Genomic DNA, 16,652 nt, shown 5'->3' with positions numbered 1-16,652 from the left:
ACATTTCAGGATGTAATACATCGCACGGTTATGTGAAGAGTTCTGCGTTTGTTATTTAATTTCCAGCGTATCGTATCCCCGCCAGCGATAATTCATCACTGATAAAGTCCAGAACAGAATAAAAATCCCGACAACCCAAAAACCAACATTTCCCATGTTGTCGTTTAATGCTCCGATAGTGTCCCAGAAAATGCCATGCAAATCCCATTGTTCAGCGATAAGTCCAAGCGCTTCCAATCCACCAATGAACAGTGCTACGGCGACGGAAGCGGCGGTAATGGTCATGTTGTAGTAGAGTTTGCGGGTCGGTTGGGAAAACGCCCAACCATAGGCCCCTACCATCACAAAATTATCCAGTGAGTCGATGAGTGCCATACCGCTGGTAAATAGCGCCGGGAATACCATCAACGACCACAGAGGAAGTCCACTGAGAGAACCGGCGGCAGATATACTTAATAGCCCAACTTCGGTAGCGGTGTCGAAACCCAATCCAAACAGAAAACCGACCAAATACATATGCCAGCTTTTGCTTACCAGCCGGAAGACCGAGTGAAACAGGCGCGTCATAATTCCCCCCGGCGTCGTTTCTAGTACAGTCAAATCACTGTTAGCCAGATTTCTGCCACGTTTGATCTCCTGAAACTTCTGATAGACGCTTTTTAATATCAGCAAATTAATCAGTGCTATGGCTAGCAGAAAGCAGGCAGAAACTAAGGTACCAACAATGCCGCCATAGTCATGAACCCAGCCCATTTGATCTTTAAATGCCATAGAGGTTAGAACGATGGCGAAGCAGGCCAGAATAACAATGGTAGAGTGCCCAAGAGAAAAGAAAGCGCCGACAGCAATGGGGGATTTACCCTGTTGCATTAATTTACGGGTGACGTTATCAATTGCTGCGATATGATCAGCATCGACCGCATGGCGCAGGCCATAACCGTAAGCCAGCAGGGCTGCCCCCATCATAATCGCATGATGACGGAAAGCGATAAATGCCCAAACCCAGGCCAGTATGTTGGCGGCAATCAAAACAACCAGAAGAGATACAGCACGTTTTTTATCCGTTAAATTATTCATATATGGAATACCTGTAAATCTGTAAATGTAAAACCCGTCTTACGGGTGATTGCTAGAAGTCCAAAAAAACAGTAAGTATTTTCTGACTTCATGACCTATAATTTTTTTACCAAGTGGACATACTAATCAGCTTGTAATATTACCTTGGATAAACTTAAATAAGAGGTAAGAGGACTAACCTGTGTTGAAAAGAATGATCTTAATTGACATATTATGGTCTTTGTGTCAAAGCTTTTTTACTAAAAGATTATCTAAATCAATATTCGGATAGGGACAGCAGCTTTTGAATAAAGTTTGTTGGAAAAATTGTATTAGGTTATATATTGACATAGCAGTGTGGCCGTATGGAATAACCAATGATTAGGGGGCTTTATGCAATTAACACCAAGGGAAATCGAAAAACTCATGGTATATACACTGGCTGATGTCGCATTAAAGCGTAAGTCTCGTGGTTTAAAACTCAATTATCCTGAAGCCGTTGCGATTATTACTGCGGCTGCATTGGAAGGTGCCAGAGAGGGGAAGACATTGGAAGAAGTGATGGATGATTCCAGGCATGTTCTGACTAAAGAAGATGTAATGGATGGTGTCGCTGATCTTATTCCGCATGTACAGGTTGAAGCAATATTTACTGATGGTAGTCGTTTGGTCACTGTGCATGATCCCATTCAATAATTGCTGAAACAAATTGTAAATCGCAGGAAAAATTATCTAGACAAAATATTAACTTATGTCTTGACTCACGTCTTAACGTGGAGATTTTCCGATGGAAAAAAATAATAAAGAAGATATTACTCCGTTGGGGGGGTATATTCTGGCTAAAGACCCGATCTCCTTTAATGAAGATCGTCCAGTTATTCAATTAAAAGTTCGTAATTCAGGTGATCGTCCTATTCAGGTAGGATCTCATTTCCATTTTTTCGAAGTAAATAAAGCTTTGCAATTTAATCGTGCGGCTGCGTTTGGTAAACGACTTAATATCACAGCAACAACTGCTATCCGTTTTGAACCCGGTGATGAAATCGAGGTGTCATTAATCCCGATTGGTGGGAAACAAAACGTTTATGGATTTAATAATTTAGTCGATGGTTGGACGGGTAAAAGTCAGGTTGCTATTGATGAACCTGTGGAGAAAACTTGGTTACATGCCGGGTAGTAGAATTGAGTTATTATCGAATAAATTTAAGGTAGAGTTAACGAACGTCGGAAAATTTTTCGAACAAAGGAATAAACTATGCCAACCATTTCCCGACAGGAATATGTAGGTCTTTTTGGCCCAACGACCGGCGATAAGATCCGCTTAGGTGATACCAATCTATTTATTGAAATTGAGAAAGATCTGCGTGGCTATGGTGATGAATCGGTCTATGGAGGAGGTAAATCGCTGCGTGATGGTATGGGTGCGGATAACCGTATGACCAGCGAAAACGTCTTGGATTTGGTGATTACCAGCGTCACTATTTTGGATGCCCGGCAAGGGGTTATTAAAGCGGATGTCGGCATAAAAGGGGGACGCATTGTCGGGATAGGTAAAAGTGGTAATCCTAACATGATGAATGGTGTTACCTCCGGTATGGTCGTTGGTGTGAGTACCGATGCTATATCTGGAGAGCATCTTATCCTCACGGCTGCGGGCATTGATACCCATATTCATTTTATTTCTCCTCAACAGGCTGAACATGCTTTATCCAATGGTGTGACGACTTTTTTTGGCGGTGGTGCTGGCCCCACTGACGGCACTAATGGCACCACTGTTACCGCCGGTCCGTGGCATATCCACCGTATGTTGCGTGCTTTTGAAAGTTTACCGGTTAACGTAGGTATTTTGGGAAAAGGCCATGCTGCGGTGGCTATGCCGTTGGTTGAACAGATCAAAGCGGGCGTTGCCGGGTTGAAAGTGCATGAGGACTGGGGCGCAACTAATTCCGCATTGCGTAATGCCTTACGTGTAGCGGATGAAATGGATATCCAAGTCGCAGTGCATACTGATAGCCTGAACGAAAGCGGTTATGTTGAGGATACCATTGATGCTTTTGAAGGTCGCACCATTCATACGTTCCACACCGAAGGTGCCGGTGGCGGACATGCACCGGATATCATTAAAGTTGCCAGCCAGATGAATGTGTTGCCCAGCTCGACTAATCCCACACTGCCTTACGGTATCAATAGTCAGGCAGAACTATTTGATATGATTATGGTTTGCCATAACCTTAATCCCAAAGTGCCGGCTGATGTTGCATTTTCGGAAAGCCGTGTACGTCCAGAGACCATTGCTGCGGAGAATGTTTTGCATGATATAGGCGTACTGTCGATGTTTTCCAGTGATTCTCAGGCAATGGGACGAGTGGGAGAAAACTGGCTGCGTGTGATGCAAACTGCTCATGCCATGAAAGCGGCACGCGGCAAGTTGCCGGAGGATGCAGCATATAACGATAACTTCCGCGTATTACGTTACGTTGCCAAAATTACGATTAACCCGGCGATTGCGCAGGGAATAAGTCATGTGCTCGGTTCGGTTGAAGTGGGGAAAATGGCTGATCTTGTGCTGTGGGAGCCACGTTTCTTTGGCGCAAAACCTAAGTTGGTCATCAAAGGCGGTATGATTAATTGGGCGGTGATGGGGGACCCAAATGCTTCATTGCCGACGCCACAACCGACATTTTATCGTCCGATGTTTGGCGCATTAGGCAAAACCCTTCAGGAAACCTGTGTCACTTTTGTGTCTCAGGCGGCAATGGAACTGGGGGTAAAAGAGAGCCTTGGTTTGGAACGTCAGGTTATGGCGGTGCGTAACTGCCGGGCTATCTCTAAGAAAGATATGGTGCGTAATGCTGAAACGCCCGCGATTGAAGTGGATGCAGAGACTTTTGCTGTCAAGGTGAATGGTGAATATGCCACAGTAAAACCGGTCAGGACAGTCGCGCTCAATCAGCGCTATTTTTTTAGTTAATCTATTTTTTGCTGCCGGTCAGAGAATATGTTTCTGGCCGGATTAACCGATCCATGCGTTCAGAGGATTATCTTATGATTGTTATTGAACAGATTCTTGGTAATGCCAAAAAGGATGTTTTCTGGCGAGATCGCTTACAAGGGATCTCGCCGGATATCTTGGTGCTTTCGCAATGGGAAGCGCAAAAAAGCCGTTGTCGTAAATCCACCCTTAACGGATTGGATTTAGGCATTTCCCTTGACCGTCATCAGGTATTGTCTGATGGTGACGTTTTGTTGTGGGACGAAGCTAAAGGGCTGGCGGTTATTGTTCAAATGAGTTTGCGTGATGTGATGGTTATTCACTTGAAGTCATTGTTGTCATTAGATTTAGAGACGGTAATGAAAACCAGCTTTGAACTTGGTCATGCTTTAGGTAACCAGCATTGGAAGTCAGTGATTAAAAATAATCAGATTTATATTCCGCTGACAGTATCAACTAAGGTCATGGATTCAGTCATGAAAACTCACGGTTTTCATGCATTGCCTTACTCCTTTGTTAAAGGTGAAGAGATATTGCCTTCTCTTAACAACTCAGAGGCTCGCTTATTATTCGGTGGTGCAGAGGATTCCGCGACACACGTTCATGTCGATAATACATTTCTGAACCAGCATGTGATCAAACTAAAATGAACGCTCTCCGCTTAATTAGAATCATGCAGTTTGCTGATTCAGTACTGCCTGTTGGCGCATTTTCTTTTTCAAACGGTCTGGAATCGGCTATTCAGAGCAAAATCGTGTATGACGTGGCAACGCTAAGCGAGTTTACGCGAACAGCGTTGCTACAGGCGGTGAGTAGTGATGGCCGAGCAGTAGTAGCCGCGTGTCAAGCGCTGAATAGTGGACAGCATGATGCCGCTATCTCCCATGATTGGGCAGTACTTAACCGCAAATTAAATGAAGAAAGCCGCACGATGGTCACGCGGATGGGGAAAAAGTTAGCGGAAATGGCGGTTGAAGTCACCGGTGAGTCGTTAATTGCATGGTGGCTAGCACAAATAAAGAGCGATATTGCCGCAGGTACCTATCCGATTACTTTGGCGGTCGTCATGAGTGCATTGGGTGCGGCTCCACGTGAAGTGATCGTCATGCATCAATATGGCGTTGCAATGACGATACTCAGTGCGGCTATACGCTTGATGCGTGTTACCCATATTGAAATTCAACGTATTTTGTTTTCATTGAATCAAGATATTGAACTGTTTTGTGATGAGGCGGAAAAGGGAGGGATTGAACAGATGACATCTTATGCACCGATGACCGATGTTCTGGCAGCATTGCACGTTAGCGCGTTTACCCGGCTGTTTAGTAATTAATTGATCCTGATATCGCTTTTAACCACCTCTTAATCGTATGAGGAAATCCTTGTGAAAAAAATTACCCGAATTGGTATTGGCGGTCCGGTGGGTTCAGGCAAAACTGCCGTTATTGAAGTGATCACGCCTATCTTGATTCAGCGTGGAATAAAACCTCTGATTATCACTAATGATATTGTTACTACTGAGGATGCTAAACAGGTTAAACGTACCTTGAAAGGCATTTTAGATGAAGAAAAGATACTTGGTGTAGAAACCGGTGCTTGCCCTCATACCGCGGTGCGCGAAGATCCCAGTATGAATATTGCTGCGGTAGAGGAGATGGAAGCGCGTTTTCCTGATAGCGACGTTGTGTTGATTGAAAGTGGTGGTGATAATCTGACACTCACTTTTAGTCCGGCGCTGGCCGATTTTTATATTTATGTGATTGATGTCGCCGAAGGGGAGAAAATTCCGCGTAAGAACGGACCGGGTTTGGTACAGGCCGATATTCTGGTGATCAACAAAATTGATTTAGCGCCTTATGTTGGTGCCAGTTTGGAGGTAATGGAGCATGACACTCAAGTTGTACGTGGTCAGCGTCCTTATATCCTTACCAATTGCAAAACTGGTGAGGGTGTTGAAACGTTGGTAAACATGATCATGCGTGATTTCCTGTTTACCCATTCATTACAGGCGACGCAATGACTTCCACCAGCTCACCGCAAAATATTGGAGAAGCATGTCAACGGGCAAATAATCTTGGTGTCAATGCGCCAGAACTTGCTCGATTTCAGGATGAACCTCCCCAAATGGCAAGCGGTGATGTAGGTAAAAGTGGTTATCTGCGGTTGGGATTTGCCCGGCGTGGTGATCGTAGCATTTTAGCGCAAATGAAACGCCGGGTTCCTTATTTGGTGCAGCGGGCGCTGTATTGGGATGAGGCATTACCGCAGATGCCGTGCGTATTTATGATCTCCACGTCGGGATGTATATTGCAAGGGGATAGATTGGCTCTGGACATTCATGTCGCTCCAGAGGCGCTTGGTCATGTCACGACCCAATCGGCGACTAAGATTCATTCGATGGTGAATAACTACGCGGCGCAAGTGCAGACTATCCAGATAGAGCAGGGAGGCTATCTGGAAATGATGCCTGATCCGATTATACCTCACAGTGGTTCTCGGTTTATTACTGACACTCAGATAACCATTCATCCGACAGCCACCCTGATTTATTCTGAGGTGATTATGTCTGGTCGCAAGTATCATCTAGCTGATCAAGGGTTTAAATTTGATGTTTACTCATCACGCATTGCGGCAACTGATTTTGATGGCAAGGTATTGTTCGCGGAACGCTATGTACTGGAGCCAAAAAAACAACCGTTGAACAGCGTAGGGGTGATGGGGCCGTTCCATGTGTTCGGTAATGTGGTCTTGCTAACGCCTCAGGTTCACCACGATCGTATTCTGGCGCGTATGCCTCCTCAGTACGATGCTGAAACGGGTATAGCGAGTGGTACCAGCCGTTTACCCAATCAGTGTGGTCTAATCTTTAAAGTATTGGGAAAAGAAACTTATCAAGTTAAAGCGGGTATTCGTTTTTTCTGGCGTATAGCCCGTGAAGAGATCTTGGGTGTTACACTGCCTGAACCGTTTATCTGGCGATAAAACCTGAGATGAAAATCTGTTTCGGGTTTTATCGCCAAATGGATAATTATCATGCTATTACTCTATCACTCTTTAGCGGTTTTAATTGGACATTCAAAACCATCAGGTTTGATTGTCAGAATGTCACATTTAAGATGGTCGATCACATGTTCTGCGGTATTTCCTAGAAAAGCAGCGGATAGCCCGGTTCTGCCAAGGATACCAAGAACAATAATACCCGCATTCATCTCATCACACATTTTGGGAATAACACTCTCTGGTAGCCCTTCATGGATATGAGTATATTTTTCATCAATGCAGAATTTTTGGCGCAATTCTTTCATGGCAATAAGATGCTGGCCACGTAGAGCATGGTTATAAACACTTGGATCGAAATCGGGTAGCTCAATAGCGATATTCAGTGGCGCAACAGGATAAGCGCTGACCAAATGAATTTCCGGGTTTTTCATTACCTGATTTGCCAGTTCCTGAGTTTCCTTAACCAGTTTCAGGTTCAGCTCATGATGATATGATTCCTCATTAGACAAATTGACCGCGACTACAACGGAGCCTTGGTCCGGCCATATCTGATCTTTTACCATCCATACTGGACATGGGCATTTGCGGAGTAACTGCCAGTCAAGTGGGGTAACAATCAAGGAGCCTAGCTTGTCATGTTTATGCGTCATTTTCAGAAGTAAATCGTGATTACCTGTAATGACCTCCTGGATAATCGCTTCATAAGGTCGATTATGCCATATCACTTTTATTTCAATATCAATACCGGCTTCCAGATAGTAGTACGCTTGCTGCTTAAGCCAGGCAGTGCGTTGGCTGGTAACACCTTTACGCATAGCACTACCTTCTTCTGGGGAGAGCAAGGTGGTCATTTCATAAGAAAGATCATAAATGGGCAAGAAAGCCTTAATCCGGCCACCGTTGCGTTGCACTATATAAACTGCGCGTCTTAACGCTGGTTGATCGTCCTGACTTGGGTCAATTGCAACTAAAAGGTTTTGATAGTTTGCCATAATGGTATCCTCACAGAGGCTAGACAAAACACGCTTCAATACTCATGCTTCAATACTAAAGATAAACCAATATAAGCAAACCGAACAGGTCAGAGGATAACCAGATCAACAAAATAAGATGATCTGGTCTTAAGGTCAGGTAATTGAAACGGATTTTTTTCCGACTAATTCAGACAACTTATCCATGTTTTCAATCGTGATGTATTTACCTTTTACACCGAGAATTTGGTTTTTCTGGAAACGTCCAAGCAGACGACTAATAGTTTCAACCGTTAAACCCAGGTAGTTACCAATATCACTGCGGGTCATGGTTAAACGGAATTCTCTTGGTGAGAAACCACGCTGAGCGAAACGACGAGAGAGATTATAAATAAATGCAGCTAGCCGTTCTTCAGCATTTTTCTTAGATAGCAACAATATCATTTCTTGGTCGCCTTTAATTTCCCCACTCATTAGGCGCATCATCTGCTGGCGAAGATTAGGCATTTTCCCGGACAGGTCATCTAATGTTTCAAATGGAATTTCACAGACCATTGATGTTTCCAAAGCTTGAGCAAAACTTGGGTGCTTAGTATTGAGGATCGCGTCAAAACCGACTAAATCCCCCGCGAGGTGGAAACCTGTAATTTGCTCATCACCTTCTTCAGTGATAGTGTAGCTTTTAATTGTGCCAGAACGGATAGCGTAAAGAGATTTCAACTCATCGCCTGCTTTAAATAACGTTTGCCCTTTCTGGATAGGTTTCTTACGCTCAATGATATTATCAAGCTGGTCAAGCTCGTGCTCATTCAGGGTGAAAGGAATGCATAGCTGGTTAATGCTGCAATCCTGGCAGTGGATCGCACAACCACCAGACTGGATTCGACGAATAACACGTTTTTCCTGGATCATATGGCACGCTCATTTGAAATATTCATATCCTTCAACTTTAGCATTTCTTGATGATTCTGGTAAGAGCTATAATAGTTTTCTGCAATTTATTTAGGAAAATGTATTACCTGTTGATCCTATCCATAAGAAATTATTGCATGGTATGGAGTTGATGTTCACTTATTGTCATCGCAAGACTAAGGGATTGTGATTTCTTTATTAATATTTATGATATTATCGATAATATTACTGATAAATGACAGAACATTAAAAGCGCCTTTTCCTGCTCAACCAGCACATCTACAGCAACTTGGTTATTATGTTTTGTGGAAATATCAATTGCAGTGTGAATGATGTTGCTGACTAAGTAGATTTGCCAGTCCTTCGATGGCAACCAATATCGACAATAGACCATTCGATTATTACCTCCCTATTATGCGAAGTATTTGTTAAAACGTAACTTAATGCGATAAGAATTAACCCTATAGCATCAACTGAAATAATGAGGGCAGGTAATACGGATTTTCATCTTGGCTCATTGAAGCCGAATATATGTTTGTGACTTCATTGCTAGAAAATTTATTCATCTACTTGAATCGAGTCGGTGTTCATGTATCTATTTGGACACGCCATATGATACCTATTGGTAATTATTTAAATTTGAAATTATTTTAATAAAAATTAGTCGATGTTGGTACCTACCACACTCTCATAAAGATATTAATTGTATTTTTCAATTAAGCTTAAAATGATAATAAGCCATTTACGCCCCTGCCACTAAGTTGCTAGTAACTTTGTAGTGACTTCGGTGGGGGCTTTTTATGACTCCTATTAAGAAACTAAGGCTAATTTTTCAGGCGAAACTTACCTTGGCAGATCCCACGCCCAGTAAGTTAATTTTCAACTGGTCTCCAGTATTAACTGGCACCATTGTGGTAAGGGAGCCAGAGAGAATGATTTCTCCATGAAGTAATGCCATATTCAGTGTTCCCAACATATTTGCTAGCCAGGCAACAGCGTTAGCGGGATGCTCTAGTGCAGCGGCACCAATGCCAGTGTCAACCAGTTTACCGTTTTTCTCTAGCGTTATTGTAACGGCAGCTAAATCAATTTCTGATGGCAAACGGGTACCATCGCCAATGACAAATAATCCTGATGAGGCGTTATCAGCAATCGTATCTGTGATTTTTATTTTCCAGTCACGGATACGGGAGTCAACAATTTCGATACAGGGCACGACATAATCTGTTGCTCTGAGTACATCTCCCGCCGTAATACCTGGTCCACTCAGATTGTGTTTCAGGATAAAGCCAATTTCACCTTCAGCTTTCGGCGCAATTAATTGCTCAATGGGTACAGTGGCGTTGTTTTTGTAATGCATATCTGAGGTGAGAATGCCAAAATCGGGTTGATTGACGCCCAATATATCCATAACTGCCTGGCTAGTGATACCGATCTTTTTACCGACAATTTGTGCTCCAGTTGCTTCCAACCGGCGAACAATAACTTTTTGCTGGATGAGATAGGCATCGTGTAATGTTAGTTCTGGATATTCATCAGAGATAGGATCGATAGCTTGGCGATTTTGCCACGATTGAAATAGTTTTTCACTGAGATGGGTTATGACGTTATTCATCTGTTGTTGCTCCTAATCAAACCAAAGAAGTGACATTCCAACTGGAATATCACTCGTTTGAAAGAGACATTATTTGTTGCCGTTGAGTAAAAAATCGATATGGAGCCGGTTGAATGTATCCGGGTCTTCATATTGAGGCCAGTGACCGCATTTTTCCATCACGACAAAACGGCTCTTTTTGATAAGTCCGGCAAGGCGCTGACCTACTGAAACCGCAGCAGTCGGATCATGTGTGGTCCATAGCACTAGGGTTTCAGCCTGGATCTTTGCCAGCTCATCTTCGGTCAACAGGTTACGTAAGCGGGTATCCATATCTTGCAGACACATAATGTTTTCCATTGCGGACAACATTCCCGGTTGACGATAAATGGCAAAACGGGCTTCAACCAGGTCTTCCGTCACTATAGCAGGATCTTCCATCAGGAATTCAAGACGCTTGCGGGTAGCTTCCCGATCCGGGTTTTTCACTGCATTCAAGCTCAGTGTGCGCAGGCGTTCCATCACATTTGGATCAGCAATCATGCCACCTGCTGTGTTCAACACCAGACGGTGAATATATTGCGGATATTTTGCTGCAAACCGGGCTGCAACCCATCCACCTAACGACTCGCCAGAAAGGTGAATTTTTTTCAGATTTAATGTCTCAATAAGATCTCGTAGGTGTTCCACATAATCGATAATTTCATAGGAACGGACAGGTTTATCCGTGAAGCCATGCCCTAGCATATCGATCGCCAGTACACGAAAATGGGCAGCATGGGGCAGTATGTTGCGCATATAAGCTTCTAAATGACCTGCAATACCATGTAAGAAAATGAGAATAGGTCCATTACCTGCTTCAAGAACACGGGTTTTTATCCCTTTTACATTGAGATGATGTAGGTGGATTTCACCACTGGCAATGGCCGACCAAAGCGAACGTAATTCAGGTTGTATAGGTTTATGTTGAGGATTCGCTGATAACATCATGATATTTCCCTTATTTATTTTAAGTTAATACGTTATTAATATAACGACAACCGGTAATATTCACTAATACTTAATATGTCTAGCCTGAAAGGTAAAAACAATGATGCTTATTTTTATTCTTACAGGTATTTATTTTCAACAACATCTATTAAGTGCGATAATAATTCTGATGTGTTGTCTTTTCGCCATGCCATTATTAATTCTATTGTTGGAGAATAGCCTGATAATGGGCGGCAAATAACGGCGTCTGTCATGATGCTGGTAATATAGAGTGGTACTATTGCACACCCTAAATTCAGACTAACCATGTTTAAGATTAATAGCATATTATTAGCTGTTTGAATAATATTAGGAACGACATTATGTTCGGTAAAGTAATTTTCTATAATCTGTTGTAATACGCCAGATTGTGTTGGATCGGGAATAATAAAATTTTCTCCGTGTAGGTCGTTGACTGAAATTTTCTCACAATATCTTAGCCTGTGATTAGCAGGCATCAGAACCACCAGCGGTTCATTAAGAATGACTTTAAAATCAATGTAATCACTCTTTATTGGCGGACGCATGAAAGCGACATCAATGTCACCTTGTAATAATTTCTCTTCTTGTCCTGGATTAAATAAACTAATAAGTTCTACTTTTGCTCCAGGATGAGCCAAGCGAAATATTGGGATGACTTCTGGTAATACTTTAACTTCTGCTGATGGGACAAATCCAATAGTTAGCACAATTTGTTCTTGCGCCGCTCTGCGTGCCATTTTTTTTGCTTTTTCTGCATTATCAAGAATAAGCCTGGCTTGTTGGAAAAAAACTTCTCCCGCTTTGGTTAGAGAGACTCTGCGTTTATTTCTCTCTAATAGTGTGGAACCAATATAATCTTCTAAATCTTTTATTTGTTGACTTAATGAAGGTTGTGCAGTATGTAGCTTTTTTGCGGCTTTAGTAAAGTTTAATTCTTCTGCCACTGCAATAAAATAGCGTAAGTGTCTTAATTCCATTGCCGTTTCCTCACATATCGAAAAAAAGTCTCAATTTAAACAAACAATGTATTTCACAAAATATTAATCTATTAATAGCATTCATTTTGCATGTTGGCAAAAAGTCAACCTTTCTTTTACTTGAGGATAAAATAATATGACATTGAGCAAAAATTCAGATATTTACCGCCTGATTGATGCCCGAGCCGGTCGTGTAACTCCTCAGATTTATATCGATCCCGAGCTCTATCAGTTAGAACTCGAAAGAATATTTGGCCGTTGTTGGCTGTTTCTAGCTCATCAGAGCCAAATCCCCAAGCCGGGTGATTTTTTCAATACTTATATGGGAGAGGACAGTGTTGTTGTTGTCCGCCAGAAAGATGGTTCCGTCAAAGCTTTCCTTAACCAGTGTCGCCATCGTTCCATGCGGGTTTGTTACGCGGATAGCGGTAATACCCGTGCATTTACTTGCCCTTATCATGGTTGGTCATATGGTGTGGATGGGAGCCTAATCGACGTTCCGTTAGAAGCGTGTGCTTATCCACATGGGCTTTGCAAAGAGCAATGGGGACTTCAGGAAGTGCCGTGTGTGGAAAGTTATAAGGGATTGATTTTTGGTAACTGGGATACGACAGCCCCCTCCCTGATTGATTATCTTGGTGATATGGCTTGGTATCTTGATGGTGCGCTTGATCGCCGTGAAGGAGGAACTGAGGTTATTGGTGGGGTGCAAAAGTGGGTGATTAATTGTAACTGGAAATTACCCGCTGAACAGTTTGCCGGTGATCAATACCATGCTTTATTCAGTCATGCCTCCGCTGTACAGGTTTTAAGTGTAAAAGAGGGCGACAGTAACAAAGCATTAGGTGCTGATCAGACTTCACGGCCAGTTTGGGAAACGGCAAAAGATGCCGTGCAATTTGCTCAGAATGGTCACGGTTGTGGATTTTTCCTGACTGAAAAACCCGATGCCAATGTTTGGGTTGATGGTGCCGTTGCCCGTTACTACCGTGAAACCTATGCTGAGGCAGAGCAGCGACTGGGGAAAGTCAGGGCACGGCGTCTTGCCGGTCACAACAATATCTTCCCGACACTTTCCTGGCTTAACGGTACCGCAACTATGCGGGTGTGGCATCCACGTGGACCTGATCAGGTGGAAGTGTGGGCATTCTGCATCGCAGATAAAGCCGCTTCTCCGGAAGTAAAAGCCGCTTTTGAGAACAGTACTACCCGTGCATTTGGTCCGGCAGGTTTTCTCGAACAGGATGATTCAGAAAATTGGGTAGAAATCCAGAAGGTACTTAGAGGTTACAAAGCCCGTAACAGCGCATTGTGTATGGAAATGAGGTTGGGACAAGAAAGAGTGCGGGATGATGGAATTCCGGGTGTGACCAATTATGTTTTTTCCGAAACTGTTGCCCGTGGCATGTATCAGCGTTGGGCTGACTTACTCACCAGTGAAACCTGGGATGAAGTAGAGGAAAAAAGCCGGGTTTATCAGCAGGAGTTGGTCAAATGAAAGAATTAATTGTTAATCAGGAAAAAAGGGTATCGCCGGAACTGCACTATGAAATAAGCCAGTTCTTGTATTACGAAATTGCATTACTGGATGAGTGGAAATTTCGTGATTGGCTTGAGTTGTTATCAGAAGATCTCAGCTATACCATGCGCACCATTGTTAATGCTCAAACCCGCGATCGCCGTAAGAGTATCCAGCCGCCAACCACTTGGTTGTTCAATGATAATAAATTTCAGCTTGAACGCCGGATAGCCCGGTTGGAAACCGGTATGGCGTGGGCAGAAGAACCCCCATCCCGTACACGTCATTTACTGACAAACTTAGTGATTACTGAAACGGATTTGCCTGACCAATTTCATGTTCAGTCCAATTATTTGCTGTACCGTTCACAAAAAGAGCGAGATGAAGCTTTTTATGTTGGAAAACGGCTGGATTGTGTTCGCCGTAATCCGAAAACGGATAGCTGGCTGGTTTGCAAACGTGAAATTACTTTGGATCAGGCAGTCTTAACTTTCCATAACTTGAGTGTCTTATTCTGATGAGCCAATTATTCGTATGTACGGTTGAAGAATTGCCCGACGGAGAAGCGCGTAAGGTTGAATACACACCGGATATTGCGCTGTTTCACTATGATGGCGAATTCTTTGCTGTTGATGACCGGTGCAGTCATGGTAATGCCTCGATATCCGAAGGGTATTTGGAAGACAATGCGACAGTTGAGTGTCCACTGCATACGGCCAGTTTTTGTCTCAGAACCGGGAAGGCTCTTTGCCTTCCTGCAACAGATCCATTGAAGACCTATCCTGTTGTTGTTAAAGACGGAAACATTTATATCACTGTATCGGAGGAGCAATAATGAGTTGGATCAAAGATCAAGTCATTTTATTAACAGGCGGTGGCTCCGGTTTAGGTTTGGCTTTAGTAGAACGTTTTATTGTTGAAGGCGCTAAAGTGGGCGTTTTGGAGCTATCGGCAGAAAAAGCGACCGCTTTGGCGCACTGTTTTGGTAACGATATTTGTGTTGTTCACGGTGATGCTGCTTCTTTTGAGGACAATGAACGAGCAGTGGCTGAAACTGTTCGGCGTTTTGGCAAATTAGACTGCTTTGTTGGTAATGCCGGAATATGGGATCACAAAATCAGCCTGCTTGACGCCTCACCAGAGCAGATTGATAAAGGATTTGATGAGCTGATGGGTGTGAACCTGAAAGGATATATTCTAGGGGCTAAAGCCGCATTACCGGCGTTAACCGCATCAGAAGGCAGCATGATTTTTACATTGTCAAACTCGTCATGGTTTTCTGGTGGTGGTGGTGTGTTGTATACCGCCAGCAAGCACGGTGTGGTCGGCATGATCCGCCAGTTAGCTTATGAATTAGCGCCAGTTATCAGGGTTAATGGTGTTGCGCCTTGTGGTATGCCAAGTGATCTTCGTGGGGCGGCTTCACTATCTCAGCAAGATAGATGTATTACAGATAACCTGTCATTAGAAAGTCTCGGTGCGATTTTGCCTTTGCAATTCATACCTCAACCAGAAGATTTCACTGGTCCGTATGTCATGCTGGCTTCTCGTGCCAATAACCGTACTTTAACGGGAGTGATGATAACGGCTGATGCCGGATTAAGTATTCGCGGTATTCGTCAAACGACAGCAGGGGTGATGTCTCCGAACAAAAAGGAGAGTTCAAATGACTGTTAAATTGATTTGTACTTCACACACGCCTTTGATGGATTTTGGTTCTCCGCCAGAAACGACACAAAAGCATGTTCGGCAGGTTTTTCAGCAATTGGCTGAACAGATAAAAGCCTACGATCCACAATTGATAGTGATTTTCGCTCCTGACCATTTTAATGGTTTTTTTTATGATCTCATGCCGGCATTTTGCGTTGGAGTAAGGGCGAATGCAGTGGGGGATTGGGATATTGGCAAAGGTCCACTCAATGTTCCTGAGAACACAGCGAAGGATTTAATTTCCGCCTTGTATAACGCTGATATTGATGTTGCCCAGTCCTGGCGTATGCAGGCTGATCACGGTTTTACTCAACCATTGATGCTGCTTTGTCAAGATTTACAGCGTTATCCAACCATCCCAATATTTATTAACTGTGCAGCTAAACCATTGCCGACATGCCGTCGTGCGGTTGCGCTAGGTCGTGCGGTTGGTCAATTCATATTCACCACCGATCAGCGGGTATTGCTGCTAGGTTCCGGTGGATTATCACATGATCCACCGATACCCCAGATGGGACAAGTGCCAGCGGAAGTTGAGGAAGGACTGATTGCCGGAAGAAATCCGACAAAAGAAGCGCGTCAAAAACGGCAAAACCGGGTAATTGAGGTTGGAAAATCGTTGGCTCGTGACGAGAATATCGTTGCTCCGTTGAATCCACAGTGGGATGACGAGTTATTGCGTATTTTTTGTAGTGGCGATATTCGGCGTCTTGCTTCATTAACCGAGGGAGGCATCGCCATTCAGGGCGGGAAAGGTGGACAGGAAATTCGTTGTTGGATTGCGGCTTTTGCGGCGCTTTCTGTTTATGGCGAATATAAAGCGCAACGGCATTATTACCAACCTATTAAGGAGTGGCTGGCAGGGATGGCAATGGTCAGTGCTCAACCTGTAACTCAGATAGGAGCGTAA

The 16,652-nt window shown here is 43.6% G+C and carries 18 protein-coding genes; 12 read left to right on the top strand and 6 right to left on the bottom strand.

The features are described from left to right. Positions 1 to 51: 51 nt before the first annotated feature. On the bottom strand, positions 52 to 1,077 hold the full coding sequence (locus EAE91_RS08245; protein ID WP_214088065.1) for a HoxN/HupN/NixA family nickel/cobalt transporter: 1,026 nt from the start codon (positions 1,075 to 1,077) through the stop codon (positions 52 to 54). Positions 1,078 to 1,449: 372 nt separating this feature from the next. On the opposite strand from EAE91_RS08245, the gene EAE91_RS08240 reads away from it, so the two are divergent. The 7 genes from EAE91_RS08240 to EAE91_RS08210 all read left to right on the top strand — a co-directional run bounded on the left by EAE91_RS08240 (position 1,450) and on the right by EAE91_RS08210 (position 7,030). After that, positions 1,450 to 1,752 carry an urease subunit gamma gene (locus tag EAE91_RS08240; RefSeq protein ID WP_011146425.1) on the top strand — a complete coding sequence of 101 codons (303 nt, stop codon included), beginning with the start codon at positions 1,450 to 1,452 and terminating at the stop codon, positions 1,750 to 1,752. 91 nt (positions 1,753 to 1,843) lie between these two features. After that, positions 1,844 to 2,233 carry an urease subunit beta gene (locus EAE91_RS08235; protein WP_214088064.1) on the top strand — a complete coding sequence of 130 codons (390 nt, stop codon included), beginning with the start codon at positions 1,844 to 1,846 and terminating at the stop codon, positions 2,231 to 2,233. Positions 2,234 to 2,311: 78 nt separating this feature from the next. Continuing rightward, positions 2,312 to 4,027, top strand: a complete 1,716-nt coding sequence (locus EAE91_RS08230; RefSeq protein ID WP_214088063.1) for an urease subunit alpha — start codon at positions 2,312 to 2,314, stop codon at positions 4,025 to 4,027. A 74-nt stretch (positions 4,028 to 4,101) separates the two neighbouring features. Next, complete coding sequence (locus tag EAE91_RS08225; protein ID WP_036775655.1) at positions 4,102 to 4,698, top strand: urease accessory protein UreE; 597 nt, start codon at positions 4,102 to 4,104, stop codon at positions 4,696 to 4,698. Next, positions 4,695 to 5,381, top strand: coding sequence for an urease accessory protein UreF (locus EAE91_RS08220; RefSeq protein WP_214088062.1), 687 nt, complete (start codon positions 4,695 to 4,697; stop codon positions 5,379 to 5,381). The genes EAE91_RS08225 and EAE91_RS08220 overlap by 4 nt, the downstream gene beginning before the upstream one ends. A gap of 51 nt (positions 5,382 to 5,432) precedes the next feature. After that, positions 5,433 to 6,068, top strand: a complete 636-nt coding sequence (gene ureG / locus EAE91_RS08215; protein ID WP_214088061.1) for an urease accessory protein UreG — start codon at positions 5,433 to 5,435, stop codon at positions 6,066 to 6,068. Then, complete coding sequence (locus tag EAE91_RS08210) at positions 6,065 to 7,030, top strand: urease accessory protein UreD (RefSeq protein ID WP_214088060.1); 966 nt, start codon at positions 6,065 to 6,067, stop codon at positions 7,028 to 7,030. The genes ureG and EAE91_RS08210 overlap by 4 nt, the downstream gene beginning before the upstream one ends. A gap of 65 nt (positions 7,031 to 7,095) precedes the next feature. On the opposite strand, the gene uspE is transcribed toward EAE91_RS08210, so the two are convergent. The 5 genes from uspE to hcaR form a co-directional block, all read right to left on the bottom strand. Then, the gene (gene uspE / locus EAE91_RS08205) at positions 7,096 to 8,040 is read right to left on the bottom strand and encodes a universal stress protein UspE (protein ID WP_214088059.1); all 945 of its coding nucleotides are present in this window, start codon (positions 8,038 to 8,040) and stop codon (positions 7,096 to 7,098) included. A 135-nt stretch (positions 8,041 to 8,175) separates the two neighbouring features. Beyond that, positions 8,176 to 8,931: a fumarate/nitrate reduction transcriptional regulator Fnr gene (locus tag EAE91_RS08200; protein ID WP_214088058.1), complete on the bottom strand. Its 756-nt coding sequence runs from the start codon at positions 8,929 to 8,931 to the stop codon at positions 8,176 to 8,178. Between the two features lie 832 nt (positions 8,932 to 9,763). Beyond that, a complete protein-coding gene (locus EAE91_RS08195; protein WP_214088057.1) occupies positions 9,764 to 10,546 on the bottom strand; it encodes a fumarylacetoacetate hydrolase family protein in 783 nt (260 codons plus the stop codon). 69 nt (positions 10,547 to 10,615) lie between these two features. Continuing rightward, positions 10,616 to 11,515 (bottom strand): alpha/beta fold hydrolase, encoded by a 900-nt coding sequence (locus EAE91_RS08190; RefSeq protein ID WP_214088056.1) that lies wholly within the window; start codon positions 11,513 to 11,515, stop codon positions 10,616 to 10,618. Between the two features lie 119 nt (positions 11,516 to 11,634). Next, on the bottom strand, positions 11,635 to 12,513 hold the full coding sequence (hcaR, locus tag EAE91_RS08185) for a DNA-binding transcriptional regulator HcaR (RefSeq protein WP_214088055.1): 879 nt from the start codon (positions 12,511 to 12,513) through the stop codon (positions 11,635 to 11,637). A gap of 136 nt (positions 12,514 to 12,649) precedes the next feature. Between hcaR and hcaE the strand changes: the two genes are divergently transcribed. From hcaE to EAE91_RS08160, 5 genes are read left to right on the top strand one after another with little or no spacing between them, the layout of a single operon-like run. Continuing rightward, positions 12,650 to 14,011, top strand: coding sequence for a 3-phenylpropionate/cinnamic acid dioxygenase subunit alpha (hcaE, locus tag EAE91_RS08180; protein ID WP_214088054.1), 1,362 nt, complete (start codon positions 12,650 to 12,652; stop codon positions 14,009 to 14,011). Further along, positions 14,008 to 14,550, top strand: coding sequence for a 3-phenylpropionate/cinnamic acid dioxygenase subunit beta (gene hcaF, locus EAE91_RS08175; RefSeq protein WP_214088053.1), 543 nt, complete (start codon positions 14,008 to 14,010; stop codon positions 14,548 to 14,550). The genes hcaE and hcaF overlap by 4 nt, the downstream gene beginning before the upstream one ends. Beyond that, positions 14,550 to 14,867 carry a 3-phenylpropionate/cinnamic acid dioxygenase ferredoxin subunit gene (gene hcaC, locus EAE91_RS08170; protein WP_049581681.1) on the top strand — a complete coding sequence of 106 codons (318 nt, stop codon included), beginning with the start codon at positions 14,550 to 14,552 and terminating at the stop codon, positions 14,865 to 14,867. The genes hcaF and hcaC overlap by 1 nt, the downstream gene beginning before the upstream one ends. Further along, a complete protein-coding gene (hcaB, locus tag EAE91_RS08165) occupies positions 14,867 to 15,709 on the top strand; it encodes a 3-phenylpropionate-dihydrodiol/cinnamic acid-dihydrodiol dehydrogenase (RefSeq protein ID WP_214088052.1) in 843 nt (280 codons plus the stop codon). The genes hcaC and hcaB overlap by 1 nt, the downstream gene beginning before the upstream one ends. Then, positions 15,699 to 16,652 (top strand): 3-carboxyethylcatechol 2,3-dioxygenase, encoded by a 954-nt coding sequence (locus EAE91_RS08160; protein ID WP_214088051.1) that lies wholly within the window; start codon positions 15,699 to 15,701, stop codon positions 16,650 to 16,652. Before hcaB ends, EAE91_RS08160 begins: the two co-directional genes overlap by 11 nt.

The sequence above is a fragment of the Photorhabdus noenieputensis genome, assembly GCF_018448935.1.
Taxonomy (GTDB): domain Bacteria; phylum Pseudomonadota; class Gammaproteobacteria; order Enterobacterales; family Enterobacteriaceae; genus Photorhabdus; species Photorhabdus noenieputensis.
Note: the sequence above shows the minus strand (reverse complement) of the source record. Positions and strands in the feature narration are given on the sequence as shown.

Bases quoted from the DNA above. Each gene is read 5' to 3' on its own strand.
- EAE91_RS08220 (WP_214088062.1), top strand. From the start codon at position 4,695: ATGAACGCTCTCCGCTTAATTAGAATCATGCAGTTTGCTGATTCAGTA.
- uspE (WP_214088059.1), bottom strand. From the start codon at position 8,040: ATGGCAAACTATCAAAACCTTTTAGTTGCAATTGACCCAAGTCAGGAC.
- hcaE (WP_214088054.1), top strand. From the start codon at position 12,650: ATGACATTGAGCAAAAATTCAGATATTTACCGCCTGATTGATGCCCGA.
- hcaR (WP_214088055.1), bottom strand. From the start codon at position 12,513: ATGGAATTAAGACACTTACGCTATTTTATTGCAGTGGCAGAAGAATTA.
- EAE91_RS08195 (WP_214088057.1), bottom strand. From the start codon at position 10,546: ATGAATAACGTCATAACCCATCTCAGTGAAAAACTATTTCAATCGTGG.
- hcaF (WP_214088053.1), top strand. From the start codon at position 14,008: ATGAAAGAATTAATTGTTAATCAGGAAAAAAGGGTATCGCCGGAACTG.
- EAE91_RS08200 (WP_214088058.1), bottom strand. From the start codon at position 8,931: ATGATCCAGGAAAAACGTGTTATTCGTCGAATCCAGTCTGGTGGTTGT.
- EAE91_RS08225 (WP_036775655.1), top strand. From the start codon at position 4,102: ATGATTGTTATTGAACAGATTCTTGGTAATGCCAAAAAGGATGTTTTC.
- EAE91_RS08190 (WP_214088056.1), bottom strand. From the start codon at position 11,515: ATGATGTTATCAGCGAATCCTCAACATAAACCTATACAACCTGAATTA.
- hcaB (WP_214088052.1), top strand. From the start codon at position 14,867: ATGAGTTGGATCAAAGATCAAGTCATTTTATTAACAGGCGGTGGCTCC.
- EAE91_RS08230 (WP_214088063.1), top strand. From the start codon at position 2,312: ATGCCAACCATTTCCCGACAGGAATATGTAGGTCTTTTTGGCCCAACG.
- EAE91_RS08235 (WP_214088064.1), top strand. From the start codon at position 1,844: ATGGAAAAAAATAATAAAGAAGATATTACTCCGTTGGGGGGGTATATT.
- EAE91_RS08240 (WP_011146425.1), top strand. From the start codon at position 1,450: ATGCAATTAACACCAAGGGAAATCGAAAAACTCATGGTATATACACTG.
- EAE91_RS08160 (WP_214088051.1), top strand. From the start codon at position 15,699: ATGACTGTTAAATTGATTTGTACTTCACACACGCCTTTGATGGATTTT.
- EAE91_RS08245 (WP_214088065.1), bottom strand. From the start codon at position 1,077: ATGAATAATTTAACGGATAAAAAACGTGCTGTATCTCTTCTGGTTGTT.
- EAE91_RS08210 (WP_214088060.1), top strand. From the start codon at position 6,065: ATGACTTCCACCAGCTCACCGCAAAATATTGGAGAAGCATGTCAACGG.
- hcaC (WP_049581681.1), top strand. From the start codon at position 14,550: ATGAGCCAATTATTCGTATGTACGGTTGAAGAATTGCCCGACGGAGAA.